Origin of the sequence: Paenibacillus massiliensis 2301065 = DSM 16942, from assembly GCF_000377505.1 — a bacterium.
GTDB lineage: Bacteria > Bacillota > Bacilli > Paenibacillales > Paenibacillaceae > Paenibacillus > Paenibacillus massiliensis.
The window spans coordinates 54698-81457 of the sequence record NZ_KB898193.1 but is presented as its reverse complement, the minus strand read 5'-3'; the positions used below and the strand labels follow the sequence as shown (position 1 = coordinate 81457).

General features: G+C 50.0%; 20 protein-coding genes. 17 read left to right on the top strand and 3 right to left on the bottom strand.

Annotated features, from left to right (window positions below; translation table 11 throughout):
- The first annotated feature begins 224 nt into the window (after positions 1-224).
- The 8 genes from D328_RS0118320 to D328_RS0118285 all read left to right on the top strand — a co-directional run bounded on the left by D328_RS0118320 (position 225) and on the right by D328_RS0118285 (position 16202).
- On the top strand, positions 225-5069 hold the full coding sequence (locus D328_RS0118320; RefSeq protein ID WP_169445806.1) for an InlB B-repeat-containing protein: 4845 nt from the start codon (positions 225-227) through the stop codon (positions 5067-5069).
- A 297-nt stretch (positions 5070-5366) separates the two neighbouring features.
- Complete coding sequence (locus D328_RS0118315) at positions 5367-6467, top strand: NHL repeat-containing protein (RefSeq protein ID WP_018886491.1); 1101 nt, start codon at positions 5367-5369, stop codon at positions 6465-6467.
- A gap of 251 nt (positions 6468-6718) precedes the next feature.
- Positions 6719-7369 (top strand): response regulator transcription factor, encoded by a 651-nt coding sequence (locus tag D328_RS0118310; RefSeq protein WP_018886490.1) that lies wholly within the window; start codon positions 6719-6721, stop codon positions 7367-7369.
- 292 nt (positions 7370-7661) lie between these two features.
- Positions 7662-9539, top strand: coding sequence for a DNA helicase RecQ (gene recQ, locus D328_RS0118305; RefSeq protein ID WP_018886489.1), 1878 nt, complete (start codon positions 7662-7664; stop codon positions 9537-9539).
- A 162-nt stretch (positions 9540-9701) separates the two neighbouring features.
- Positions 9702-11558 (top strand): B12-binding domain-containing radical SAM protein, encoded by a 1857-nt coding sequence (locus D328_RS0118300; RefSeq protein ID WP_018886488.1) that lies wholly within the window; start codon positions 9702-9704, stop codon positions 11556-11558.
- A gap of 451 nt (positions 11559-12009) precedes the next feature.
- Positions 12010-13863: an HSP90 family protein gene (locus D328_RS0118295; protein WP_018886487.1), complete on the top strand. Its 1854-nt coding sequence runs from the start codon at positions 12010-12012 to the stop codon at positions 13861-13863.
- Positions 13860-14909 carry a hypothetical protein gene (locus D328_RS0118290; protein ID WP_018886486.1) on the top strand — a complete coding sequence of 350 codons (1050 nt, stop codon included), beginning with the start codon at positions 13860-13862 and terminating at the stop codon, positions 14907-14909. The genes D328_RS0118295 and D328_RS0118290 overlap by 4 nt, the downstream gene beginning before the upstream one ends.
- Before the next feature lie 228 nt (positions 14910-15137).
- Complete coding sequence (locus D328_RS0118285; protein WP_018886485.1) at positions 15138-16202, top strand: Gfo/Idh/MocA family oxidoreductase; 1065 nt, start codon at positions 15138-15140, stop codon at positions 16200-16202.
- A gap of 158 nt (positions 16203-16360) precedes the next feature.
- Here D328_RS0118285 and D328_RS0118280 read toward each other — a convergent pair whose 3' ends face one another.
- Positions 16361-17647 (bottom strand): alkaline phosphatase, encoded by a 1287-nt coding sequence (locus tag D328_RS0118280; protein ID WP_407667806.1) that lies wholly within the window; start codon positions 17645-17647, stop codon positions 16361-16363.
- Positions 17648-17941: 294 nt separating this feature from the next.
- The gene (locus tag D328_RS0118275) at positions 17942-18940 is read right to left on the bottom strand and encodes a polysaccharide deacetylase family protein (RefSeq protein WP_018886483.1); all 999 of its coding nucleotides are present in this window, start codon (positions 18938-18940) and stop codon (positions 17942-17944) included.
- Positions 18941-19159: 219 nt separating this feature from the next.
- Here D328_RS0118275 and D328_RS0118270 point away from each other — a divergent pair, with 219 nt between their 5' ends.
- The 9 genes from D328_RS0118270 (at position 19160) to rocF (ending at position 26129) form a co-directional block, all read left to right on the top strand.
- The gene (locus tag D328_RS0118270) at positions 19160-20221 is read left to right on the top strand and encodes an SPFH domain-containing protein (RefSeq protein WP_018886482.1); all 1062 of its coding nucleotides are present in this window, start codon (positions 19160-19162) and stop codon (positions 20219-20221) included.
- Positions 20208-21242, top strand: a complete 1035-nt coding sequence (locus D328_RS0118265) for an NAD(+)/NADH kinase (RefSeq protein WP_018886481.1) — start codon at positions 20208-20210, stop codon at positions 21240-21242. Before D328_RS0118270 ends, D328_RS0118265 begins: the two co-directional genes overlap by 14 nt.
- 130 nt (positions 21243-21372) lie before the next feature.
- Positions 21373-21534 carry a hypothetical protein gene (locus D328_RS31275; RefSeq protein ID WP_018886480.1) on the top strand — a complete coding sequence of 54 codons (162 nt, stop codon included), beginning with the start codon at positions 21373-21375 and terminating at the stop codon, positions 21532-21534.
- A 138-nt stretch (positions 21535-21672) separates the two neighbouring features.
- Complete coding sequence (locus D328_RS0118255; protein ID WP_018886479.1) at positions 21673-22101, top strand: hypothetical protein; 429 nt, start codon at positions 21673-21675, stop codon at positions 22099-22101.
- A gap of 116 nt (positions 22102-22217) precedes the next feature.
- The gene (locus D328_RS0118250; RefSeq protein WP_018886478.1) at positions 22218-22400 is read left to right on the top strand and encodes a hypothetical protein; all 183 of its coding nucleotides are present in this window, start codon (positions 22218-22220) and stop codon (positions 22398-22400) included.
- A 102-nt stretch (positions 22401-22502) separates the two neighbouring features.
- Positions 22503-23114 carry a DedA family protein gene (locus D328_RS0118245; protein WP_018886477.1) on the top strand — a complete coding sequence of 204 codons (612 nt, stop codon included), beginning with the start codon at positions 22503-22505 and terminating at the stop codon, positions 23112-23114.
- Between the two features lie 154 nt (positions 23115-23268).
- A complete protein-coding gene (locus D328_RS0118240; RefSeq protein WP_018886476.1) occupies positions 23269-23949 on the top strand; it encodes an HD domain-containing protein in 681 nt (226 codons plus the stop codon).
- 100 nt (positions 23950-24049) lie between these two features.
- On the top strand, positions 24050-25132 hold the full coding sequence (locus D328_RS31825) for a GNAT family N-acetyltransferase (protein WP_018886475.1): 1083 nt from the start codon (positions 24050-24052) through the stop codon (positions 25130-25132).
- Positions 25133-25223: 91 nt separating this feature from the next.
- The gene (gene rocF / locus D328_RS0118230) at positions 25224-26129 is read left to right on the top strand and encodes an arginase (RefSeq protein WP_033413235.1); all 906 of its coding nucleotides are present in this window, start codon (positions 25224-25226) and stop codon (positions 26127-26129) included.
- 273 nt (positions 26130-26402) lie between these two features.
- Here rocF and D328_RS0118225 read toward each other — a convergent pair whose 3' ends face one another.
- Entirely contained in the window at positions 26403-26744 is a 342-nt protein-coding gene (locus D328_RS0118225; protein WP_018886473.1) for a GIY-YIG nuclease family protein, read from the bottom strand.
- Positions 26745-26760 lie beyond the last annotated feature (16 nt).

The following is a 26760-nucleotide window of genomic DNA, read 5'->3' as shown; positions in this document are numbered from 1 at the left end:
ACGAATAGGGCACGAAAGATAGGCAGTACTCAGGAGGATGATTCTGGGTACTGCTTTTTTTGTGAAATAATAGGAATTTGTCATATGACAAATTGATGACAGGTGTCACTATTCTGGGCGGTGAAATATTTGTATATTGAAATAGATGCTAGTACAAAAGTCACAGTATGTGTACTAGGAAAAGATCTATGACAGGGAATGATAGGGGAGTGGGTGTGCACAGGATGAAGAAAGTGGGCAAGAATCAAGGATGGGCTCGAAGAGCAGTAGCCATGTTATTGGTGGTCTTGCTAACAGTGGGTGGGATACCAGGGTGGAATACGCAGGATGGAAGAGCATATGCCGCCGCAATGGATTGGATAGAACTAGGTAATGCAGGATTTACCTTAGATGCAGCCCCTTACACTTCGTTGGCGCTGGACGGTAGTGGTACGCCGTATGTGGCATTTTCGGATCGAGCCAATAGTTATAAAGCTACGGTGATGAAGTATGAACAAGGTGCATGGACCCCTGTAGGTAATGCTGGATTTACCGCAGGTGCAGCGCAGTTTGTCTCGCTAGCGCTGGATGGCAGTGGTACGCCATATGTGGCGTATCAGGATAGTGGGAATAATAATAAAGCCACAGTGATGAAGTATGATCAAGGTGCATGGATACCTGTAGGTAGTGCTGGCTTTTCCGCAGGTATAGCGTATTACACTTCGCTGGAGCTGGATGGCGGTGGCACGCCGTATGTGGCGTATCAAGATGGAGCGAATTATAATGCAGCGACGGTGATGAAGTATGAACAAGGTGCATGGACCCCTGTAGGGGATGCTGGTTTTACTTTATTTACAGCACAGTTTACTTCGTTAGCGCTCGATGGCAGTGGTACGCCGTATGTGGCGTATATGGAAGGGGATGTGTTTGCTGGTAATAAAGCTAATTTAATGAAGTATGATCAAGGCGCATGGGAAACTGTAGGGTATCAATATTATGATTATGGTTTTTCTGCAAATTCAGCGACCGCTCCTTCGCTGGTACTGGATCGAAACGGTACGCCGTATGTGGTGTATCAGGATGGATCTGACAATAAGGCTACGGTGATGAAGTATGACCAAGGCGGATGGAGCATTGTAGGGAATGCTGGATTTTCCACAGGTCAAGCGCTCTCTCCTTCGCTGGCGCTGGATAGCAATGGTACACCGTATGTGGCGTATCAGGATAAAGCGAATGATGATAAAGTCACAGTGATGAAGTATGATCAAGGTGCATGGATACCTGTAGGGAGCGCTGGCTTTTCCGCAGGCAGAGCATTCTCTTCTTCGCTGGCGCTAAATAGTAGTGGTACGCCGTATCTGGCGTATCAGGATGAAGAGAATGGTAATAAAACCACGGTGATGAGCTTTGAACTGGTGAGTACACGGAGCTTCGAGAGTAACGGGGGCTCAGCAGTCAAGATTCAAAAGGTGAGGGTTAATGAAACATTCAGGGAGCCTACAGAGCCGACGCGAACAGGCTACGCCTTTGCGGGTTGGTATACGGACCAGGCTCTGACGCAGCCATATGCTTTCACGTCGCCTGTGACAGGTGACCTGACGCTGTATGCGAAATGGGAAGCGAATGACTATACCGTGAGCTACGAGAGCAACGGAGGCACAACGGTCAATAGTGAAACGGTTAAGTATAATGAAACGTACAGTGAGCCTACAGAGCCGACGCGAACAGGCTACGCCTTTGCGGGTTGGTATACGGACCAGGCTCTGACGCAGCCATATGCTTTCACGTCGCCCGTGACCGCTGACCTGACGCTGTATGCGAAGTGGGAAGCGAATGCGTATACCGTGAGCTACGAGAGCAACGGAGGCACAACGGTCAATAGTGAAACGGTGAAGTATAATGAAACGTACAGCGAGCCGTCAGTGCCGATGCGAACGGGCTATGTCTTCGCAGGCTGGTATACGGATGAGGCCCTGACGCAGCCATATGCTTTCACGTCCCACGTGACCAGTGACTTGACGCTGTATGCGAAATGGGAAGCGAATGACTATACCGTGAGCTACGAGAGCAATGGAGGCACAACGGTCAATAGTGAAATGGCGAAGTATGATGAAACGTACAGCGAGCCATCAGCGCCAACGCGTACAGGCTATGCCTTCGCAGGCTGGTATACGGATCAGGGGCTGACGCAATCCTACGCCTTCACGTCTACCGTAATCGGTGACCTGACGCTGTATGCGAAGTGGGAAGCGAATGCGTATACAGTGAGCTACGAGAGCAATGGAGGCACAACGGTTAGTAGTGCAACGGTGAAGTATAGTGAGGCAGTCAACGAGCCATCCGAGCCGACGCGAACGGGATACACCTTTGCGGGTTGGTATAGGGACGGGGCTCTGACGCAGCCATATGCTTTCACGTCATCTGTGACAGGTGACCTGACGCTGTATGCGAAGTGGGAAGTAAATGACTATACAGTGAGCTACGAGAGCAATGGAGGAACAACGGTCAATAGTGCAACGGCGAAGTATGATGAAACGTTCAGCGAGCCCTCAGCCCCGACGCGTATAGGTTATGCCTTCGCAGGCTGGTATAGGGATGAGGCCCTGACGCAGCCATATGCTTTCACGTCTCTGGTAGCGGGTGACCTGACGCTGTATGCCAAGTGGGAAGCGAATGACTATACGGTGGACTTCGAGAGCAACGGGGGCACAACGGTCAATAGTGCAACGGCGAAGTATAATGGAACGTTCAGCCAGCCATCAGCGCCGACACGTACAGGTTACACCTTTGCGGGTTGGTATAGGGATGAGGCCCTGACGCAGCCATATGCTTTCACGTCATCTGTGACAGGTGACCTGACACTGTATGCGAAGTGGGAAGTGAATGCGTATACGGTGAGCTACGAGAGCAATGGAGGAACAACGGTCGGTAGCGAAACGGTGAAGTATAATGAAACGTACAGCGAGCCATCAGCGCCGACGCGAACGGGCTATGCCTTCGCAGGCTGGTATACGGATGCTGATCTGACGCAGCCATATGCTTTCACCTCTCCGGCAACCCGTGACCTAACGCTGTATGCCAAGTGGGAAGCGAATAACTACACCGTGAGCTACGAGAGCGATGGAGGAACAGCGATCGGTAGTGAAACAGCAAAGTATAATGAAACGTTCAGCGAGCCGTCAGCGCCGACGCGAACGGGCTATGCCTTCTCAGGCTGGTATACGGATGAGGCCTTGACGCAGCGATATGCTTTCACGTCACCCGTGACCAGTGACCTGACGTTGTATGCCAAGTGGGAAGCGAATGCCCATACCGTAAGCTTCGAGAGCAACGGAGGTACAGCAGTCGAGAGTGCAGTGGTGAAGTACAATGAACTGGTTAGCAAGCCATCCGAGCCGACGCGAACGGGCTATGCCTTCGCAGGCTGGTACACGGATGAGGCCTTGACGCAATCCTACACTTTTACTTCACCTGTAACGGGTGACCTGACGTTGTATGCCAAGTGGGAAGCGAATGACTACACGGTGAGCTTCGCGAGCAACGGGGGAACAGCAGTTGATAGTGCAACGGTGAAGTATACTGAATTGCTCAGCGAGCCATCAGCACCAACGCGATCCGGCTACGTCTTTGCGGGCTGGTATACAGATGAGGCCTTGACGCAATCTTATGCCTTTACGTCACCCGTCACCCGTGACCTGACACTGCATGCGAAGTGGATTTCAACATCTGCTGTGCTGGGCAGTCTGCAGGTGGAGGAGGGAGAATTGAAGCCGGAATTCTCACCAGGAATGTTGAACTATGAGGTGGAAGTCGCCCGGGAGATGACCACTCTGGATTTCACACTGAGCAAAGAACAGGCTACACAGCAAGTGAGCGTGACGGGAGCGACGTACCTATCGGTAACCGATGATGTGTATCGTTACCAGATGACCGATCTTTGGTCGGGTGAGAATGTGGTGCAGATCCAAGTCACGTCTGAGCATGGCGACGACATGACCTATACGCTGCAAGTCGTTCCTCAAGCGAGCGAGGATGCGAAGCTGGGCAGCCTGACGTTATCTGAGGGTACGCTGAACCCGATATTCTCGGCAGATGTACTGAGCTACACAGCCGATGTAGCGAACCGTGTGAAGAGCTTAACGATCACATCAACAACTGCAGACGGTCAGGCGAAGCTGCACATCAATGGGGAGCCCGCCATCAGCGGTCAGGCGAGTGTGCCGATCTCGTTGGCCGTAGGTAGCAATATCATTCGGATTCAGGTGACGGCCGAGGACGGAAATACCCTACAGAGCTACACCCTGAATGTGGTACGAGCTAAGGCAAGGTCGGGAAGTAGCTCGGACAGTGGAGACTTTGCTCCCGTGACGAACCAGGATACCCCTCCTGCGGATAGCCCTACCCCGGCGGCGAATGAAGCCCCGCCAGTAAGTACCGATTCAACCGCCACTGCGCAGACGATGCTGCAGCCGCAGGTATCGGTAGTGTCCTTGGTGGCACGTCTGCAAGCATCAGCATTGGGAACGTCGGCGGACGGTTCCTTCCTGGATGTGAGCAGTCATTGGGCGAAGAATGCGGTCCAATGGTTCGTAGCGCATCAGTTGATCTCGGGTTACCCGGACGGCACATTCCGTCCGAACCAGGCGATCACTCGCGGCGAATTCGTAACGGTGTTGTCGAAGCTGTTCGAGGTGAAGCATGATGGAGAGCAAGTGAGCTTCACGGATACGCAAGCGCATTGGGCGAGAGAGGCGATTCAGACTTTTGCAAGTGCAGGGATCGTCAAGGGCTACAGCACGGACGAATTCCGACCGGATCAACCGATTAGCCGGGAAGAGATGGTAGCGATGCTGTCCCGTCTGCTGGACACCCAGCAATTGCCACAGGTACAAGCAGGTCAGCAAATGAACGATCTGGATGAGGCATCGAGCTATGCACGAGCTGCGATTACAGCGTTCGTGGAAGCAGGGCTGGTGAAGGGTAAGGAAGAGAACCACTTTGATCCGCAAGGGACGGCTACCCGTGCTGAGGTGGTACAAGTGCTGTTGAATATCCTGCAGCTCTTGCCAGAGACGAAGTCGACCTTCTAAATGAATACCCTTAGCAAGAAACGTCCAAATCAAGTCTATCCCCAATGAAGTCTAAGTAAAGTGAAATTATACGTTCAGGATAGAGCAGCACTTCAGCCCGCTATAACAGGGTTGAGGTGCTGTTTTTTTGGAGGGAGAAGATACATAAAATTACCAATTTGTCATATGACAAATTGATGACAGGAGTCACTATTCTGGGCGGTGAAATATTTGTATATTGAAATAGATGCTAGTACAAAAGTCACAGTATGTGTACGGGAAATAGTTCTATGACAAGGAATAATAGGGGTGTGGAAAATGCACAGAATGATGGAAGTGGACAAATATAAAGAATCGGCTCAAACAGCGTATGCTGCCGCAAGAAAATGGACAGCCGTAGGCCGTGCAGGATTTTCCACTGGTGCAGTGAATTACACTTCCCTGGCACTGGATAGCAGGGGTACGCCGTATGTTGCGTATCAGGATGCAGGGAATAATGATAGAGCTACAGTGATGAAGTACGAGGAAGGCCAATGGACAGAAGTAGGCTGTGTGGGAGTTTCCGTAGCCCAGGCGGGTTATCTTTCCTTGGCACTGGATGGAAGCGGTACACCGTATGTGGCGTATACAGATATAGAGAATCATTTTAAAGCCACGGTGATGAAGTATGAGGAAGGTCAATGGACAGCGGTAGGCAATTCGGGATTTTCCGTAGGTGAAGCATATTATCTTTCCTTGGCACTGGATGCAAGCGGTACTCCCTATGTAGCGTATATGGATGTAGAGAATCATTTTAAAGCCACGGTGATGAAGTATGAGGAGGGTCAATGGACAGCGGTAGGCTGTGTGGGAGTGTCTGCAGGTGCAGCTTATTCTCTTGACCTGGTCCTGGACGCCAGTGGCATGCCATATGTGGCATATATGGATGTAGAGAATAATTATAGGGCCACGGTGATGAAGTATGAGGAAGGCCAATGGATAGAGGTAGGCCGTTCAGGAGTGTCTGCAGGTGCAGCCTATTCCCTTTCGCTGGCTCTGGATGCCCAAGATACTCCCTATGTGGCGTATATGGATGTAGAGAATGATTATATGACTACGGTGATGAAGTATGAGGAAGGTCAATGGATAGAGGTAGGTCGTGCAGGAGTGTTTGCGGGTGCAGCCTGTTCCCTTTCGCTGGCTCTGGATGTCCAAGATACACCCTATGTGGCGTATCAGGATGTAGAGAATAATTATCGAGCTACGGTGATGAAGTATGAGGAAGGTCAATGGACAACCGTAGGCCGTGCGGGATTTTCCGCAGGTCAAGCGTCATCCCCTTCGTTGGCAATGGATCGTAGTGGCTCTCCATATGTGGCGTATAAGGATGGAATGAGTGGTGATAAGGCCACAGTGTACAGGGTGATGGAGAACAAGTGAGTATTGTGAAGTCGTAAATCATAAGTTCAGGTGAACAGCAGCACTTCAGTCCATCTTGTATGGTTGGGGTGCTGCTTTTACGTATTACTTTATCCATAGGATACACATGATTATCATGAAGTGAACTGCTATGATATATAGGGGGAAATCTGATCATAATTCTATTTGTCTATATATCACATCATAGTGTTTCGAATCCAATGATACAAAAGGCTGAACCACCAAGCAGCGTCTGAGAAAGGAGACAGAACGTGTCCACGATCAAATTACTCATAGTAGACGATCAGAAGTATGTGCGAGAAGGCTTCCGTACAATTCTTGAACTGGAAGAAGATATGGAGGTTATTGGCATCGTAGAGAATGGTAAAGAGGCCTGTGAATATGCAGCAGCCTTGGAGCCTGATGTGATACTGCTAGATATTCAAATGCCTGTCATGAATGGCCTGGACGCGCTACGGCATATTCGAGCCAACCAGCCGCAAATTAAGGTGATTATTTTAACAACATTTGCAGAGACGGATTATATTCTGGAAGGGATGTCTGAAGGAGCACAGGGCTATGTAATGAAGGATATGGAGGCCGACAGGTTAATTGAATCCATTCGTGATGTGATGAAGGGACAGTTTATTCTCCCATCCTTGATTGCAGCCAAGCTGGCCCGGTATGCACGGGATCTGCATCATAAGGGAGGATTATCCAGAAGAGAAGTACAGAGTAATCAATTGACTTATCGCGAGAAAGAGCTGGCTCGGCTATTGGTCCAAGGACTTAGCAATCAGGAGGTTGCTGAGATCATGTGTATTGCTGAAGGGACGGCTCGCAATTATATCAGTAATTTGTACAGCAAGCTTGGGGTGGAGGACAGAGCACAGGCTATACGGATGCTTCACAATATCATGTGAGGAATTCGACGGAAGGGTACGATCATTCGTCGCAGCTCCTTTCTATTAGCGGCACTAGGCCCATCCTAAGCCCATCCAGGCCCATGAGATGGTCTTGTTTACCTCAGCATTGTGCATCATTCGATTCGAAGCGCTATGAAGTGCAATATAGTCGAATAGAATCATTTTATCCATAGAGTGTGACTTGAATATCGCATAGTGGAAAGTAATTTCAGGCTTCCTCAGCTATTGAAATGATGCTGCTTTGATGGGAAAATAGAGTGTATTGGCTTTTTATAAGGGGTTATGAAAAATGAGTGTACAAGCACCGAGTCTAGAGCAGGCACGTGAGCTTTTAGTCAAATACTACGGATATCCCGACTTTCGGGAAGGACAAAAGAAGATTGTAGGCAGTCTCCTGGAGCGCAGCGATACGCTTGGTATTATGCCAACAGGAGGAGGAAAGTCCATCTGCTACCAGATCCCGGCCTTATTATATGAAGGGGTGACACTGGTAGTGTCTCCATTGATCTCCCTCATGAAGGATCAGGTGGATGCGCTGACGACGATGGGCATTCCTGCTGCTTATATTAACAGTACTTTGACTGGCAGAGAGGTAAATGATCGGCTGCGAGCTGCGCGTCAAGGACAGCTGAAGCTGCTGTATGTAGCGCCAGAGCGTCTGGAGCTGGACTGGTTCCGTGAAGAGATGAGCCAGCTCGGAATCTCCTGTGTCGCTGTTGATGAGGCGCACTGTGTATCGCAATGGGGGCATGACTTCCGGACAAGCTATCTGGCCGTATCTCCATTCGTGGAAAGTCTGCCGGAGCGTCCGGTGCTGGCGGCCTTCACAGCGACGGCCACTCCGCAGGTCATGGATGACATTGTCAGGCTGCTGCGTCTGCGTGAGCCAGAGACCTTTGTCACAGGATTGGGACGTCCCAATCTGGCCTTTAGCGTGCTGCGCGGGGAGGATCGACGGTCGTTTCTGCTGAACTATGCGAAGGAGCATGCGGATGAGTCCGGGATCGTGTATGCCGCTACTCGTAAGGATGTGGATGATCTGTATCTCCGCCTAAAGGAAGCAGGGCTCGCGGCCGGACGATATCACGCAGGTATGAGCGATGAGGAGCGGGCGGTGAGTCAGGAGGCCTTCCTGTACGACGATATCCGGGTCATCGTGGCGACGAATGCCTTCGGGATGGGGATCGACAAGTCCAACGTACGGTATGTCATACATTATAATATGCCGAAGAATATGGAGGCCTACGTTCAGGAGGCAGGTCGTGCGGGCCGGGATGGTGATCCGAGCCAGTGCATTCTGCTCTTCGGCCCTCAGGACATTGTAACCCAGAAGTTCCTGATTGAGCAGAACCCGCAGGATGAGGATCGCAAGCGCAATGATTACCGCAAGCTGCAGCAGATGGTGGATTATTCCTATACGACTCGTTGCTTGCGCAGTGCGCAGCTGGACTACTTTGGGGAGCAGCATGACGGGGAAGGGTGCGGCAATTGCAGCTCCTGTACAGATGACCGCGAGATCGTTGATATTACCGTAGATGCACAGAAGATATTCTCCTGCATCCACCGTATGCGTGAACGGTTCGGTGCCTCCATGGTCGCCTCCGTGCTCAAGGGCTCGCGCAACAAGAAGGTGCTGCAATACGGCTTCGACAGCCTGCCAACCTATGGCGTGCTGGGGAGCCGGACCGAGAAGGAAATCGTGGAAATGATCAACATTTTGATCTCGGAGGGATATTTATCCTTGTCGGAAGGACAATATCCAGTAGTACGGCTGCAGCAGCTGGCGGCTGAGGTGCTCAAGGGGCAGCGCCAGGTCATGCAGCGTGTGGTACGTCATGCGACGTCCTTCACTGGATCGGGAGGCCGACGTGCGAAGGATGCCTATCCGGCCGCTGTGAACGAGACGGTCTTCGAGCAGCTTCGCTTGATTCGGCGTGAGCTGGCGGCCAAGGAGCATGTACCTTCATATATTATTTTCAATGACGCGACTTTGCGTGAGATGAGCGTTGCCGCTCCTGTGAGCGAAGCAGACATGCTGCGTGTGAAGGGTGTAGGTGAGGTGAAGTTTCGGAAATACGGGCGTCCGTTCCTTGAATTCTTCCAGAAGCAGTCCGAGGCGGAGCAAATACCCTATGATGATGGATTTGACGACTACGCAGGGTACTAGATGACTTTAAGGTTGCTGTTCAACTGCTATTCATCTTAGATCGAAGAACAGCAAGCTTATCTGCGGTCGACAGGACTCCTGCTTGCAGAGGCTCTAAACTCACAGTGGTTCCCGTCAAGACACTAGCAACCTGCGCTACGAATTAAAAAAAGAAGGTGAATTATGAAAGTTGTTCTCTCGACGCTGAACGCGAAGTACATTCATACATGTCTTGCAATTCGCTGTCTGAAGGCCTACAGTGACAAGGATTTTGACATTGAGCTGGCAGAGTATACGATCAAGGACCCGGTCATGAACATTGTATCGGACTTATTCCAGCGCAAGCCGGACGTCATCGGATTCTCCTGCTATATCTGGAATATTGAAGAGACGATCAAGGTCATTGATATTGTGAAGAAGGTTATGCCCGAGGTACGCATTGTACTGGGTGGACCCGAGGTATCCTATGATACAGAGGACTGGATGAAGCGGCTCAGGAATGTGGATTTCATCGTCATGGGTGAAGGAGAAGAGTCGTTCCATCAGCTGCTTCAGGAGATCGAGGGCAAGGGAAAGTACCATTTTGTCTATGGACTTGCCTACCGCAAGGGAGAAGAGATCATTCTGATGCCAGGCCGTCCGAAGGCCGATCTGAACGACTTGCCCTCACCGCATCGTTTTGTGGAGGATATTCCCGAGCTGGCGAACCGGATTGTCTATTTTGAGACTAGCCGTGGCTGTCCGTTCAGCTGTCAGTTCTGTCTGTCCAGTATTGAGGTTGGAGTCCGGTACTATGATATCGAGCGAACGAAGGCGGATATCATATACTTGATAGATCAGGGTGCCAAGCTTATCAAGTTCGTGGATCGGACGTTCAATATTAAGCGTGATTACGCCCTGGAGATGTTCCAGTTCCTGATCGAGAACCACCGGGGCTGCGTGTTCCAGTTCGAGATTACGGCGGATATTATGAGACCCGAGGTGCTGGATTATTTGGCAGAGCATGCACCGCCGGGGATCTTCCGCTTCGAGATCGGTGTCCAATCGACGAATGACCCGACGAATGAACTGGTCAAGCGTCGTCAGAATTTTGCCAAGCTGACGCGTACCGTGACGAAGGTCAAGAACAGCCACAAGATTGATCAGCATTTGGATCTCATTGCAGGCTTGCCACAGGAGGACTACAATACATTTCGCAAGACGTTCAATGATGTATTCGCACTGGAGCCTGAGGAGCTGCAATTGGGCTTCCTAAAGATGCTTCGCGGTACCGGACTGCGTCTGGATGCAGAGAAATACAATTACACGTATATGGATGTAGCTCCATACGAGATGCTGAGCAATGATGTGCTGTCCTTCGAGGATATTGTACGACTCAAGCGTCTGGAGGATGTACTGGAGAAATATTGGAATGCGCACCGGATGGATCGTACCTTGAAGTTCCTGATGGAGCAGGAATTTCCGTCTGCCTTTGACTTTTTTCAGGAGTTCGGCGATTACTGGGAGGGGCAAGGCTGGCAGAAGATCGGGCACCAGCTGGAGGATCTCTTCATGCGTCTGCACTCCTTCCTGAAGCAGCGGGATACGAAGAACATGGAGATTATTCTTGGTCTGATGAAACTGGATTACTTCCTGAATCACAAATACAAGCCGCGGAAGATCTGGTGGGATTTTGGGCTGGAGAAGGACGAGTGGGGAAGCTATATGAAGCTGGCCGCAGAGCAGCCTGAGAAATTGCAGGCAGCTCGGGGAGATATCGCAGATATCGAGAGTAACGGTAGTCTGGAACATAGTGGACACGAGCTTGAGACAGGGGGCGAGAGCTCACCGACATTCGCAGAGCTTCGACTGGGAGAGCGCGAGCTGCAGAAGCATGCGGTGCTTGAAATCCTGCCCTTCGATCTATCAGCAGTGCTTGCGGGTGATGCCGCAGCAGTGGCTCAGGGTCGTACATTGGTGCTGGTGGTATATCAACAGCAGAACAATCAGAAGCCTCTTTATTATACGATGAAGCTGGAGCAGGAAGCTGCCGCTATTTAACTATCGAATATGAAGCTGCACCTGAGTCTTGTTGGTTAGCGACTCAATAATGATGGTAACAAGATGAACCCGAAGGTCCTAGGCTACTCTATTGAGATAGCTGAGGCAGTCGGGTTCTTTTGCTGTTATATGTAGGGACTTTGGACGGAGCTAATGCTACTTGGGGCTTATTGCCAGCTATTCATCCTCCACGTATACTATTAATTAACATCCAATTTGCACCAAATCGGAGAAGTGTTACAAACGGGTATTCGTATTTCTGACAACAGTACAGTAACTGCTAGAAGAGTGTGATCTGTCACAGTCTGCCTTGCAGCGTTCCTGGATTGTTGTTTTGTCATGGAAAGAATATCTGTACCATCGGATGGATGACGATGAGCACAGCTATAATCACAGTGATTCACAACGTCTAACAGTGGGGAAAGCGTAAATAACAAAGGAGAGTGACAGCATGAGTGAACAGGATAATTACCGTTTTCAGGTTAACCTGAGCGGCATGATTCAGATTCTATCAGATCATCTATATAGTAATCCCAAGGTGTACATACGAGAGCTGATGCAAAATGCAATAGACGCCATCACGGCACGCAAAGCCCAGGACCCCGGCTATGAGGAGCAGATTCTGGTGCAGATTACGGGGACGGGCACTGAGGCCACTCTGATGATTGAGGATAATGGTATCGGTCTTACCGAAGCGGATATTCACGAGTTTCTGGCGATGATTGGTCAATCCTCCAAGCGGGGAGAAGGGCTCGAGCCCTTGCAGGAATCGGGCTTTATTGGTCGGTTTGGCATCGGCCTTCTATCCTGCTTCACCGTGAGCAATGAGATTGTCATGATCACCCGTTCCGCGAAGGGGGGACCCGCCCTCGAATGGAGAGGCAAGCCCGATGGCACCTACTCGATCCGTAAGCTGGATATGGATCTGTCGATAGGTACAAAGGTGTATTTGCGCTGCAAGCCTGGCTTCGAATTGTACTATGAGCCAGAGCTGCTGGCTGGATGGTTGTATGACTATGGCGCGCTTCTGCCTTATCCAATCAAGTTGCAGGATCAGGAGCAGACCCGAACGATCAACGAATGGCGCCCAACATGGATTACAGAGCCAGGATTGGCACGGAGTCATCGGGAAGAGGTACTACAATTCGGCTCAAGACTGCTGGGTGAACGCTTCCATGACTTTATTCCGTTGCAGACAGCCTCTGGACGTACAGGAGGCATTGCCTATATATTGCCGCAGACCGTGAATCTGAACGCGAAGAAGACCCATCGGGTGTACCTGAGGAACATGCTGGTATCGGACAAAGCACAGAATGTGCTGCCGGATTGGGCATTTTTCGTGAAATGCATCATCTGGACTGATGAGCTGCAGCCAACAGCATCGCGTGAGGACTTCTATGAAAATGAACGTCTGGAGGAGGTTCGGACCGAGCTGGGTGAAGCCTTGCGTCAGGAGCTGGTTCAGATGGCTGATTCAGAGCCGGAACGACTCCGCCAGACGATACGTCTGCACGCACTCTCGATGAAGTCATTGGCTATGGAGCATAAAGACTTCTATCGAATGATTTATCGCTGGCTACCTTTTGAGAGTACCTTCGGTTCCAAGGAGCTGGGCGAGCTGCTGGAGGAAGGCAGAACCCTGTATTATACATTAACGCTGGACGAGTACCGACAGATTACCCATGTCGCTGCGGCCCAATCGTTACTTGTCATTAATGGTGGCTATCTGTACGATGCGGAGCTGTTGGCAACCTTGCCAGACATCCTGCCTGAGGTTGCCACGGAGCGATTGATCCCGGAGGATGTGTCGCTTGCATTCACGGAGGTGACAGCAGCGGAGCGGATGCGCTTTTATGAGCAGGTGCTCCATGCGGATGCTGTGCTGCAGCGTTTTCGCTGCCGTGTTGAGCTGAAGCGCTTCAAGCCAACAGAGCTGCCAGCACTCTTCACACTGTCCAAGGAATCCTCTGACATGCGGGCACTGGAGGCTGCTGAGGAAATTAGTCCGCAAGCCATATCCTCGGTCCTTGGAAGCCTTGGCTCCAAATACCGTGAAGCCGCATACTCCACGCTCTATCTGAACCTGGATAATCCGCTCGTAGGGCGCTTATTCGAAGCAGGCCTGACGAGCATGCTCAAGCCAGCAGTTGAACTGCTCTATGTGAATTCGCTCCTGATGGGGCATTATCCGATGAATAGACAAGAGCTGGCTGTGCTCAATCAAGGAATTTTACATTTTATAGATATGGGATTGGCAACAGATACAGCTCGTAAGGGCACAAATGATGGAGGGGATACACTATGAGTACCGAATTCGATGAGTTGATGAGTCAGGCTTACGCATTGCCGAATGGCAGGGCCAAAATTGCTCTTTTGGAGGAGGCCATTCGTACAGCGGATGTGCTGAATTTGGTAGAGGAGGGATATGCGGCTCGTTCAGAGATGGTAGAAGCAGGGACCTTTGGCGGCTATCCGATGAAGGCACTGGTAGCCTTCTCATGGATGCTGGGGCAGTTCGACCGTGAGCCGGAAGCCTATGACGAATTCGACTTACTATGGTCCTATAAATGGATTCTGAACAGCATCTCTGCATTTCCGGAGATCAGCTTGAAGCAGATTGATAATCTGCTGGAGGATATGAGGACACGCTATCAGGAATACGGCTACAGCGATCGCACATATTACTATTATAAAAGTCTCGTTGCCCTCATGTGCGGTAACATTGCCGAGGCTGGAGTCTACATGGACAAGGTCTTGGGCATGGAGCGAGATGGTATGAGTGACTGTATCGCCTGTGAGCAGGATCAATTCGTAGAGTACGAGCAGGTGGCCGGGAACATTGATGAATTGTTGCGCAAGGCCGAGCCGATCGTATCAGGACGTATGACGTGTGGGGAGATTCCGCATAAGACCCTGTCCCATCTGTTCCTTCCACTTCTTGAACGAGGCGAGACGGAACGGGCGGATAAGCTGGAGCGCAAGAGCTATCGTCTGGTCAAAGGGGAAAGGGACTTCATGATTCCGATTGCCCGACATATTACATATCTGCGCAGAGTTCATCCGATGAAGGCGCTAGAGGTGTTCGAGAAGCATGTGGCGATGTCCATTGATCTGGAGAATCCGATTGCGAAGCTGCTATTTGATGGAGCCTCAGCAGCGTTACTGCGACAGCTTGCCGAGGAGGAGCAGGGACTTCGACCCGTGTTACCAGCTTCGCTGCCTTATCAAGGAGATGCGGGGAATTTGCCGGGTCTTGCTCTGTATTTTGCGGAGCAGGCTCAAGCTACAGCCAAGCGGTTGGATCAACGCAATGGCAACAGCTTTTATACCGAGTTGCTCACAAAGCTTTAATAGGCTGAGGTTAGTGCCAACTACAGCAGGAAAAAAGTAAGAAATCTATGACTATGCTCGGCAGTATAGCACCAGGCACAGTAGCTATCGCCCGAACCAAGCTGATGACCTCCAAAGATTGACCAGATTGTTCATGTTTTTATCATAATGTGCATTTTATGCTCCTTCGCTTCGGGCTAGAATGAGAGTGACATATTCTTCCTATCAAGGCTGAAAGGGACGATTCCTATGAATCAAGGACAGCACGCAGTTGTGATTGTGGGTTATGGAGGCATGGGGAGCTATCACGCCAAGCTCATTGGGCAGGCGAATAGTCTCCGTGTAGTTGGAGCTTATGATATTCAGACAGATCGGCAAGAGGCCGCTGTGCAGGATGGCTATCGTAACTATGACAGCTATGCATCCGTGTTGAATGACACGATGGTAAATACAGTGCTGATTGCTACGCCGAATGATGTGCACAAGGAGCTGGTCATTGAGGCTCTCAAGGCTGGCAAGCATGTCATTTGCGAGAAGCCTGTAGCTTTGTCGGTAGCGGAATTCCGTGAAATGGTAGCTGTTGCCGAGCAGACAGGACAGATCCTCATGGTGCATCAGAACCGCCGCTGGGATGAGGATTTCCGTATAATCAAGCAGATGTATGATCAGGAGACCATTGGTGGGCTGTTCCGTATTGAATCTCGTGTACATGGGGCGAATGGTATTCCTGGCGATTGGCGTCATCTGGAGCAATATGGAGGAGGCATGCTGCTGGATTGGGGTGTACATTTGCTCGATCAGCTGGTCTTCATGGTGGATAGCAAGATTACCAGTATCAGTGGTCGGCTCAGCTACATTCTCGGTGATGAGGTGGATGATGGCTTCGAGGCTATTCTGGAGTTTGAAAATGGCGTCTCTGCACTGGTAGAGGTGGGAACGACTAATTATATTCCACTCCCCCGCTGGTATGTGAAAGGAACGGAAGGTACAGGCATCATCGAGGATTGGTCGCTTAGTGGTCGTGTGGTGACACGCAATAAGGATGTAGGTCGTATCGAACCGAAGCCAATTCAGGCTGGCGTGGGGCTCACGAAGACCATGGCACCTCCCTCGGAGGAAGCAACGATTACAGAAGCACTGCCACAGCCCTTTGAGCATGCGAGCAGCTTTTATGACAACTATGTTGCGGTAGTAGAAGGAACGGGCGTGCCGATTGTGCGTAATGAAGAGGTGCTGCGGGTGCTGAATATTATTGAAGCGATCTTCACCTCGGCGCGAACTGGGCAGGCTGTACGAGATTTCGATCTATACTAGACACTGCTCCTAAAAAGGAATAAGGTCCGGAGAATATCTCCGGACCTTTGCTGCGTTCCAGTTCCTGAACGTGCTGCATCTACATCAATGTTGCTGAGCCTACACCTGTTGCATATCATCTGCTGTAATTACAGCTGCTGTTTCTATCCAGGCTACTCTTATTTTTTGAAAATTTCGAAAATAACATCCGCATTCTTGGTGTTATCAATCAAGCCTGCGAAATTCTCTTTGCCTGGTCCATAAGCGTATACAGGCACTTCCTCACCCGTATGTCCACCTGTGGTCCAGCCAGTGAAAGAGCGAGTATTAAAAATCTCTTCAATCGCATTATCAATGTCTGCCACGTCTTTACCTACCGTAGCCTTCACCGATTGGATCTCCTCTGGTGTCAGCTCAAGTGCAATATATTGACTCAGCACGGTCTCCACATCTGCACCACCCGCAATTTCATTGGCCATGAAATCTGGAGTGCGCTTAGCTGCCTTGATCGGCTCAACATTGAAGTTATATTCGCCAGCAGCACCCAGGCTGAAGCCGCCTGTGGAGTGATCGGCAGTAGCTACTACAAGGGTATGACCATCCTTCTTGGCAAAATCAATCGCTGCTTGGAACGCCCGCTCGAAATCTTCCATTTCACTCATGGCACCCACGACATCGTTATCATGACCTGCCCAGTCGATTTGGCTACCCTCAACCATGAGGAAGAAGCCTTTATCATTCTTGCTCAGACGATCAATCGCTGCGTTCGTCATTTCCTCAAGGGAAGGAGTAGCACTGGTACGGTCAATCATCTTGTCCAGTCCACCGTCTGCGAACAAGCCAAGTAATTTGGTGTTGCTATCCTTCAGCAAAGCATCGCGGTTGGTGACATAGCTGTATCCGTCTTTTGTAAATTCCTTCGTCAGATCACGGTCTGCACGAACAAAGTTCGTCTTTCCGCCTCCGAGCAGCACATCCACCTTATGCTCCCCATTGATCAATTCATCATAGTAGTCATTGGCAATAGCGTCCATGTTCTTGCGGCTAATGTCATGCGCACCAAAAGCGGCAGGTGTTGCATGTGTAATCTCGGAGGTCGCTACAAGACCCGTGGACTTGCCAATTTCCTTCGCTTGCTCCAGCACGGTCTTCACGTCCTGTTGGTTGGTATCTACAGCAATAGCCGCATTGTACGTCTTCACACCAGCTGACATAGCTGTTGCTGCGGAAGCCGAGTCCGTAATATTCTGCTTGTCATCATCCGGATAGGTCATTTGGGCACCGACCAGGTATGGATCAAATGCGGTCAATTCCTTTTGTGGAGTGTTAGGGTTGTCCTTCATGTAACGGTGTGCCGTAATGTAAGAGAAGCCCATACCGTCTCCCACCAGAAAGATAACGTTCTTGATCTCGCCAGTGTTGGTAGCCGCTGCAGCCGGCTGTGCTCCCGGAAGCAATGAGGCCATCATCACGGTTGATAAAATTGTAGCAGGAATCAGCTTTTTGCTGAATTTGGATAACATATACTACCTCCTGAAATGAGTGGAATATAAATACTTACATATAAAGATAAACTCGAAATATTATCATATGTTCATATTTGTGTTAATGAACTGTTAATTATATGGGAAATACACTTCTATATGATGCTGGTAAGTGGTAGAGGACATGCCGAAGGTCTCGGCTTACGCTCGTTGTGCGGTGTGGGCTGTGGGCATAGAAAAAAGCACAGCATAGCTGTGCTAGTGAGGGTTATGAAGCTACGAGGTGGTGTTATAGCCTCTTGAGAATGGCAGTGGTCGCATCGGTGCACCTTGCTTCATGTACTGGATGAGCACCTCAGCCTTCGTATACATTCCGCCTGCATTGACTCGGTAGCCGTTGGTCTGGCCAGGGACATTGATTCCCCGCTTCACCGTGAAGGTCACATCAATTCCGAGGCTCTTGGCGAGACGCAGCGTATCTGCATTATGTCCTCCGTAAGGAAAGGCGAGTACGTGCAGATGATTGTTCAGTTGTGAGTCTAGCAAGCTGTTGGCCGTCCGAAGATCCTTCAGCACTCTCGCTTCAAATTCAGCCTGAGTCTCCATGCGTCCAAGCGCCTTCAAGTGAATGGGGGCCATGAGTAGCGGCTTTTGTTTGGTGTGCTCTTCATTGACGTAACCGTACCCGTGCGAATCATTAGTGTGGTTGTAGAAATCAATTCCCTTGGCATGCATTTCACGAATCTGCTCCCACGAGAGCTTGGCAACTCCGATATGCTTGGGGTTGTCTATTGTAGCGGTAATGACGAAATTGGTAGCTGGGGCGCCGTATTCCTGCAGCACAGGATAAGCACTGGTATAGAACGATTCATAGCCGTCATCGAAGGTCAGCAGGACAGCATTATCCGGTACAGGAGCACCATGAAGGACGAAGTTCACATACTGCTCCATCGAGATCCATTGAAAATGATTCGCCTTCATCGCCTCTAATTGAGCACGGAAGGAAGCAACACTAATGGATTTATCGTCCACCGGGTTCGGGCTGACATCGTGGTACATGAGCACGATCACCTGATTGCGATAATAGGTCTTATCTGGTGTAGCTGAGGTATGGAAAATATGACTGGCCAGCCTGTCCGCATTGGCTGTCCGGGTATGTGCGGCCTTATCGGGCAGCGGTGAATGATAGTAGTCCTGCATGCTCCAGCACAAGAGTACGAGTACGCTGGTGAGTACCAGGATCAGCGAGACTATTTTTAACTTATGTAATTTCATGGATTCAATCCCTTTGACACAAAATTAAGCCTTTGGCAGAAGACTTTACCAAGATACCATGATTTGCGTAACGATGAACGACAATTTTGTCATCATATTTTTCATACACACCTTGATATTAACATATTGATAATATGTTCGTTTGATGATATTATTTTGTTAATAACAAATGGTTAATATCAAAACAATGAAATAAACTTGATAAAGGACGGTGACATGATGCTGGGATGGAAATTTGTGAAGTTTCAACCAAGCGAATATGTAATGAAGTTCCGAAGCGGCAAAGTAATCAAAGAAGGTGTGGGACTTTCCTTTTATTATTATGCCCCGTTGACTTCGATTGTGGTTATCCCAGTCTCATCTATTGATGTACCCTTCATGTTCGATGAGATGACTCGGGATTATCAGACGGTGACGGTGCAGGGACAATTGACTTATCGAATTACGGATTTTCGTCGCATTTCCCGATTGCTGAATTATACCTATGATCCCAGGAAGCACCGCCACCTCTCCGATGATCCGGATAAGCTGTCGCAACGTGTCATTCATATGGCGAAGGTGCAAATTCAGAAGCATATTGAGCACATGCCCCTAAAGGAGGTACTGCAATCAAGTGAACGTCTGGCGGGTAGCATTCGTCAGGAGCTTCGAGTGCATGAAGAGCTGGAGCAGCTAGGAATTGAGCTAATCGGTCTATCGATTCTGGCGATCCTTCCCAATAAGGAGACGCTGCGAGCATTAGAGGCTGAGGCGCGGGAGGAAATATTGCGACAGGCAGACGATGCCCTCTATGAACGACGTAATTCCTCGATTGAGCAGGAGCGACGTGTGAAGGAGAATGAGCTGAATACCGAAATCGCTGTGGAGGCCAAGAAGCGGCAGATTCAGGAGGCCAAGCTGGAATCCGAGCGCTTTGCCCTACAAAAGCACAATGAGATGAAGGAGGAGCAATTGAACCACGACACCCTTCTGGAGGAGCGCAAGCGTGAACTGATTGAGCTGGCTGTTGCCAACAAGAAGGCCGAAGCGGATGCCAAGGCCTATGAATTGACAGCTGTCATGCGTTCACTGGAGGGAGTGGAGCCGGCTCTGCTGCAATCCATGACTCAGATGGATATGAATCCGGATAAGCTGATTGCCATTGCCTTCCGTGAGATGGCAGAGAACGCAGAGAAGATTGGTCAGCTGAACATTACCCCGGACTTGCTGCAGGGCTTGATGGAGGGGCCTGGTGATCATATGCGGACGATGAAGGAGCGGCGGGGCGATGGATGGAAATAAAAATAAGCGGGATGCCAAGTTTGTCCTGATTACCAGAAAGTCGCGTCTTGCGGAGTTGGTAGTTCGTTACAATACGGTGCAGCAGGCCCGCTTTTATATTGAGCGTCTGGGAGCGGATTTTGGAGATTACATGCAGGAGGATCAGGATTATAAAGTAGCACTTGCCAGCGTGCAACAGCAGCTTGCTGAGCTAGGGAGAGTGCAGCTGGTGAATCGTGCCTATGTGCCGAATTTTATATTCGGTCCTGAGGATATCGTCGTGGTCCTCGGCCAGGATGGCCTCGTAGCCAATACTATGAAGTATCTGTCGGGTCAGCCACTGGTAGCTGTGAATCCAGACCCGCTTCGTTGGGACGGTGTACTGCTCCCCTTTCTGGTGCATGATGTCAAGGCTGTTGTGCGCGATGTACTTCAGGGCTATAGATCCAGCCGGGAAGTAACTTTGGCACAGGCTACTTTAAATGACGGTCAGATCATCTACGCTGTGAACGATCTGTTCATCGGACGCAGGACTCATGTATCTGCACGCTATCTCCTTCAGCTCGAGGGTCGGCAGGAGACCCAGTCTTCGAGCGGAGTTATTGTCTCGACGGGTCTCGGCTCTACAGGATGGCTAAGCAGTGTAATGACTGGAGCCTCAAGGGTCGCAGAACAGGTAACAGGCCAGCGGATGTCATGGACCTCCGATCAGCTTCGACAGTCCGAACGGCAGCCTGTGAAGGAGGAGCGACAGACAGAGCAGCCTATAGCGCAGAATAGAGGCATGGATATGAATCGTTATAGTCGCTGGAGCTTACCCGAGTTGTTCTTTACAGTAAGGGAGCCATTTGTAAGCCGCACAACAGGTGGTGAATTAGCTTGCGGCTGTATTGAGCAAGGCCAGCAGCTTCGAATCACATCGCAAATGCCTGAGCAGGGCGTGATCTTCAGTGACGGTATGGAGGAGGATTATCTCGAATTCAATGCAGGTGTTGAAGCTATAATTAGTAGAGCAGACAAGGCGGGCAGTCTGGTTGTATAGGAACTGATATGAGCTTGCTGTTCGTGTGTGCTCTCTCTGCTGGTTGGATCTGTGAATGTTTGGATAACCTATGAACGGGAGACTCTGCATGATCAAGGTCTTCCCTATCTATGGTTGAAGGAGGATGAGCATGGAGCATCTATCTGAGGATCAAGTTCGGAATAAGCCAGACCCGAAGGGCGATTCATTGATGGAGAAGAAGAAGCTGTCCCAAGGACAGGACATTGAGCCAGAAGCAGAGGAATGGGTATCCAAGACCACACCGACCGCCACGGATGATCTTGATTCCTAAGCTCTTGGAGGATATCTTTTAGACTTGAAGAAGTATGCGCAGCAGATTGCCACTTGAGGCCAATCTGCTGTTTTTTGCAGCATCCGACAGGAAAATACTGTAGAATGATGATAAGATTGTGAAAATGGAGGCGATTCCATGACGTATGTAAATACCTTCCTACTGGTAGCCCTGCTTATACTTCTTAGCGGCTGTCATACGAATTCGCCAGTACAGGCCCCGTTGGAGCCTTCTCCGGTATATATCAATGAGGATGCCTATACAGGAGAAGAACGTGAGGTGATCTCCATAATTAATCGTAGTCTGGAATCTTTAAATGCAGGTAAGGAGGAGGAGTACCTGGAGCTGTTGCATTCGAACACTCCTTTACAGGGGATGCCGTCCTACCGGGTGAGCCATACGAAAGTTGTAAGAGATATTCAGATTCAAGAGCAGCGGAACGTCTTCCAGGTGGTGGTTCCTATCAAAGAGAAGCGTTACGGAAGTGAAGATGAGCTGGATTACAATTATGTACTTCAACGGGGAAAGCAGGAGGGCGACAGCTGGAAAATTGTCGATAAGGATTGAATAACGGACTTAGGCAAACGTAGCACAGTGAGCTTCTACTCATGCGGCTGACATATTCAGCATAACGTTAACGTGTAAGCAGGAACAAAGATCATCCAAATTAAGGAGGCTACATAATGGATCAGGAGCATCAACTGCAGGAGATTAATTCAAGACTCACACATATAGAGCAGATCATGGAGCAGAGGAATCGAACGACCAAGAAGCTGTTAATTATCCTGATTGTGCTGGTAGGGATTCCAATTGTGTTCTCATTATTTTTCTTCATTATTGGTGTTCTCCAATTCGTAGCAAGGTAGACCGTACGCCCCCTTCAAATACTACTTTGGTGGGTTTGCTCCAGTCCTCTGATTCTTGGTAGAATTGTTCTATCTTATTCGTCTTTGGACAGAGGGGGAGTTATGGAGAACTGGATTACGTCCTTTATGGAGGAATACGGTTATTTAGGCATTATGCTTATGATTGCTTTGGAGAATGTGTTTCCGCCCATTCCGTCTGAGGTGATCCTGACCTTCGGTGGCTTTATGACCACAACATCGGAGCTGACTGTGCCGGGTGTAGTCGTTGCAGCAACGATTGGCTCTGTGCTCGGAGCTGTCATTCTGTATGGAGTGGGTCGTATTTTGAGCGTGGAGCGGATGGAGAGCATCGTAGAGCGTTGGGGGCATATTTTACGAGTCAAAAAAGAGGATATTCGCAAAGCGGATGCCTGGTTTGATAAATATGGTCCTTGGACCGTGCTGTTCTGCCGGATGATACCGCTGATTCGCAGTCTGATCTCGATCCCGGCGGGAATGTCCGGTATGAATTTCTGGGTGTTTCTATTCTTCACCACGATAGGTACCCTCATCTGGAATGTCATTCTCGTATCTATCGGTGCGGCACTAGGAGATCGCTGGGAGGATATTCTGGCCTTCATGGACGTATATTCTAACGTTACATATGCATTCATTGCTGCATGTCTGCTGATCTTCGTCATCTATTGGTTCCGTAAAAAAAGAAAAAAAGCGTAGTCTATGCATCCCCGTTCTGATTATGCCTCCCTCATAAGTCTATTATGAGCGGCTTCAGGACGGGGATGCTGTGTCAGAAATGACTTGGCTGAACTATTCCAGCCTGTACAATAGAATGAGATTGAAATTACATATTCGGGAAAGAGTGATAACGATGAGTCTGGAGCAATCGGAAGACAAGACAGAACTGCTGGAGCAGGCTGAGCAATACGTGAAGGAGCAGCTTCAATACGATAGTAGCGGGCATGATTGGTGGCATATTTATCGAGTGAGAAAGATGGCTGTAGCTCTCGCCAAGCAGGAAGGGGCCAATGTAACCATCTGTGAACTGGCAGCTCTGCTTCATGATGTAGCGGACGCCAAGCTGAATCCCTCCAAGGAAGAGGGACTGAACAAGGTGCAGGACTGGCTGCAAGGGCGAGACCTGGACAAGCAGGACATGGCACATGTTATGGATATCATCGCAAATATGTCCTACAGTGGTGGTCATAGCGTGCCACTGGGAACGTTGGAAGGCAAGATTGTACAGGATGCGGATCGGCTGGATGCCATCGGCGCCATCGGAATTGGACGTGCCTTTGCTTATGGAGGGTCCCGGGGGCGTCTTATGCATAAGCCGGGCACAGTAGCTCAGGAATTTGCAACGGAGGAGGAGTATCGCAGTCATCAGGGGACGACGATTCAGCATTTTGACGAGAAGCTGCTCAAGCTGCGCAATCTTATGCACACTGAGGCCGCTCGCAAGGCTGCAGATCGTCGACATGCTTATATGGAGGGTTTTCTCAAGCAATTTGAGCAGGAATGGGAAGCTGAGGATATTTTTGCTGGAGAATGATTCTATAGCTTGGTTATAGCTGGTTGATCGATTCAGATAGAGAGTTAAGTAATAGAAATTTCGAAATAGAAGATTCAGATATAGAAAGTGGGTGTAGAGGGTGCAGCTGCAGTTGGTTCGGCCTTCTCTGGAATGGCAGGAAGGGTATCTGAGATTTTACGAGAATTGGGTAGCTAGTGGTGAGCGAATGGTACCTTGGGTTATCGCACGGAATCCAGAAGATTTCGAAGAAATGCTGGCGCTTCTGTGCGGAGATGAACAGGCAGGCGAGCAGGAGGGGCGGGTCAGTAACTCCACCTACTGGCTTGTTAATCCTCAGCAGCATGTGCTTGGGGCGGTGAACATTCGACATGAATTGGGACCAGGGATGCTGAATCGTGGTGGCCATATTGGCTATGGTCTTTGTCCCTCAGCACGTGGCAAGGGCTATGCTAGCGAGATGCTAAGATTGGCGTTAATCGAGGGAGCAAAGCTAGGATTGGAGAAGGTCTTGCTTACCTGTGATGATACCAATGCGGCCTCCTTCCATACCATTGAGGGCCAGGGAGGGCAGCGCGATTCGGATTTCCGAGAGGATAACGGCAATCTGGTGCGCAGATACTGGATTGATTTAAGGGAGCAGAATCTCAGGGAACAAAAGGGGTATGATCCTGCTCAAGTGAATCTGTCTGTCCAGAACGGACATTTTCCAGATCATGAAGTGCAGATTAGAGCGTATGCGTCCGAGGAGGATTTGCATTATGTAATCGAAGCACACGCACGTATTTACGCTGAGGAATACCGTTATGATGATACCTTTACGGCGTTCGTCAAGCAGACGGTATCCGAATTTGATCGTCACCATGATCCTGCGCGAGAGGGAATGTGGCTGCTGGAGATGGAGGGCCGCCCGCAAGGGTGTATCGGCATCATCAAGGCAGCTTCCGAGGGCAACTGCGCTCAGCTGCGCTGGATGCTTGTGGAGCCAGAGGCCAGAGGTAACGGCTATGGACGTATTCTGATGGAGCATGCGCTGCAGTTTTGCCGGAAGGCAGGGTGGGAGAAGGTCATCCTGTGGACCAATGCCGAACTGATCGGAGCACGGGCGCTGTATACTGCCTGTGGCTTTCAACTGGTAGAGACACGGGAGCAGCTCTTATCTAGCCGATTGCTGACGGAGGAGCGCTGGTTGTTGTCTCTATAAAGCCGTCGTTGCCGAACTTCTGGACAATATCCTGCATATGGATGAGTATACTTCACCGTATACTGCAGGTGATTCGGAGCGAGGCGATATCATGCTTGAAGTATGCAAAAAAACTGTATCGATCATCGGTGTACCTATGGATCTGGGAGCGGGACGACGTGGTGTGGATATGGGTCCTAGTGCCATCCGCTGTGCGAGAGTACAGGAGAAGCTGGAGTCGCTTGGATATCATGTGGTGGATCGTGGCAATCTGGTCGTTCGTGAGCCTCGGCATGAGGAAAGAACTGATGAACGCCTCAAGCATCTGCATGAAATTCGTAGAGTCAACACCCGGTTGGCTGCGCTGGTATCGCAGACGATCCGTGAAGGAGAGCTGCCTCTGGTGCTGGGAGGGGATCACAGCATTGCGATTGGTACGATCAAGGGACTGCTGGAGCACGTCCCCCGTCCTGGCGTCATCTGGTTCGATGCACATGCAGATGCCAACACAGCAGACACTACCCCCTCAGGCAATATTCATGGTATGTCACTGGCTGTCAGTCTTGGATACGGAGATCCACGTTTGACCGGGATCAGGCAGTGTGGACGCACGCTACAGCCAGGCAATGTCGTAATTATAGGAGCACGCTCAATTGATCCTGGGGAGCGGCTGCTGCTGCGTGAGCTGGGGGTGACCGTGTTTACGATGCATGATCTGGACCGCAAAGGGATGGGACGGATCATGGAGGAGACATTAGAGCGTCTGTCTGGTACGGATGGTATCCATCTGAGCTATGATATGGATAGCCTTGACCCCAACGAATCTCCGGGTGTCGGGACGCCTGTCCCTGGCGGCATCACATATCGTGAGGGTCATTTGGCTATGGAAATGCTGGCGGCATCAGGTATGCTCATCTCCGCTGAGTTCGTAGAGGTGAATCCCGCGCTTGATCTGGCGAATAAGACAGCACTTGCTGCCGTAGAGATGATAGGCTCGGTCTTCGGGGAACAGATATGAGCGTACGTAATTATCTTGAGAACTAATAGAAGTCATATTGTGATTTACGAAGTTATCGTGAGGACTAATGAAGTTAAATTGTGAAGTACTGTAGATAGGGTATACCTATGAGTACAATTCGGAAGTTTATATAAATAGGTATCGTTCATAGTGAATAAAGAGCAGAGTTTAATTAACGATGGGCGGTCAAAAAAAAGGCAGCGAGGCTATTGTCAGTGAACGACACTAGCCTCGCTGCTTTTGGCTATAATATCAACAGCCGGCGTCCGAAGCCTAATTATAGCCCTTATCCCCGAAAGGCTGAAGGCGCTCAAGCCAGACTTGTTCCAGTTTCTTGAGTGCATCCTTGGCGTCGAAGTATGGTGAATCCTCCTTCTTGAGTAGCTCTAGCACTTCGATCTCGAAGGTGTCCTCCCCGTATTCCTTCCATTCCTGCTGCAGCTTCCGATTTAGATCTGAGCCGGCATTCAGGGAGAATTGCTTGCCACTGAGGGATTTCAGATTCGGTGTTGAACCCACGAAGCATTTTCCATTCTGAGTGTTACGAATGCAGTATACGCCTGCCTCGATCTTAATTTCCTTATATTGTTCAATTAATTCTCGTCTTCGATTCATTATTCTCACTCCCAAT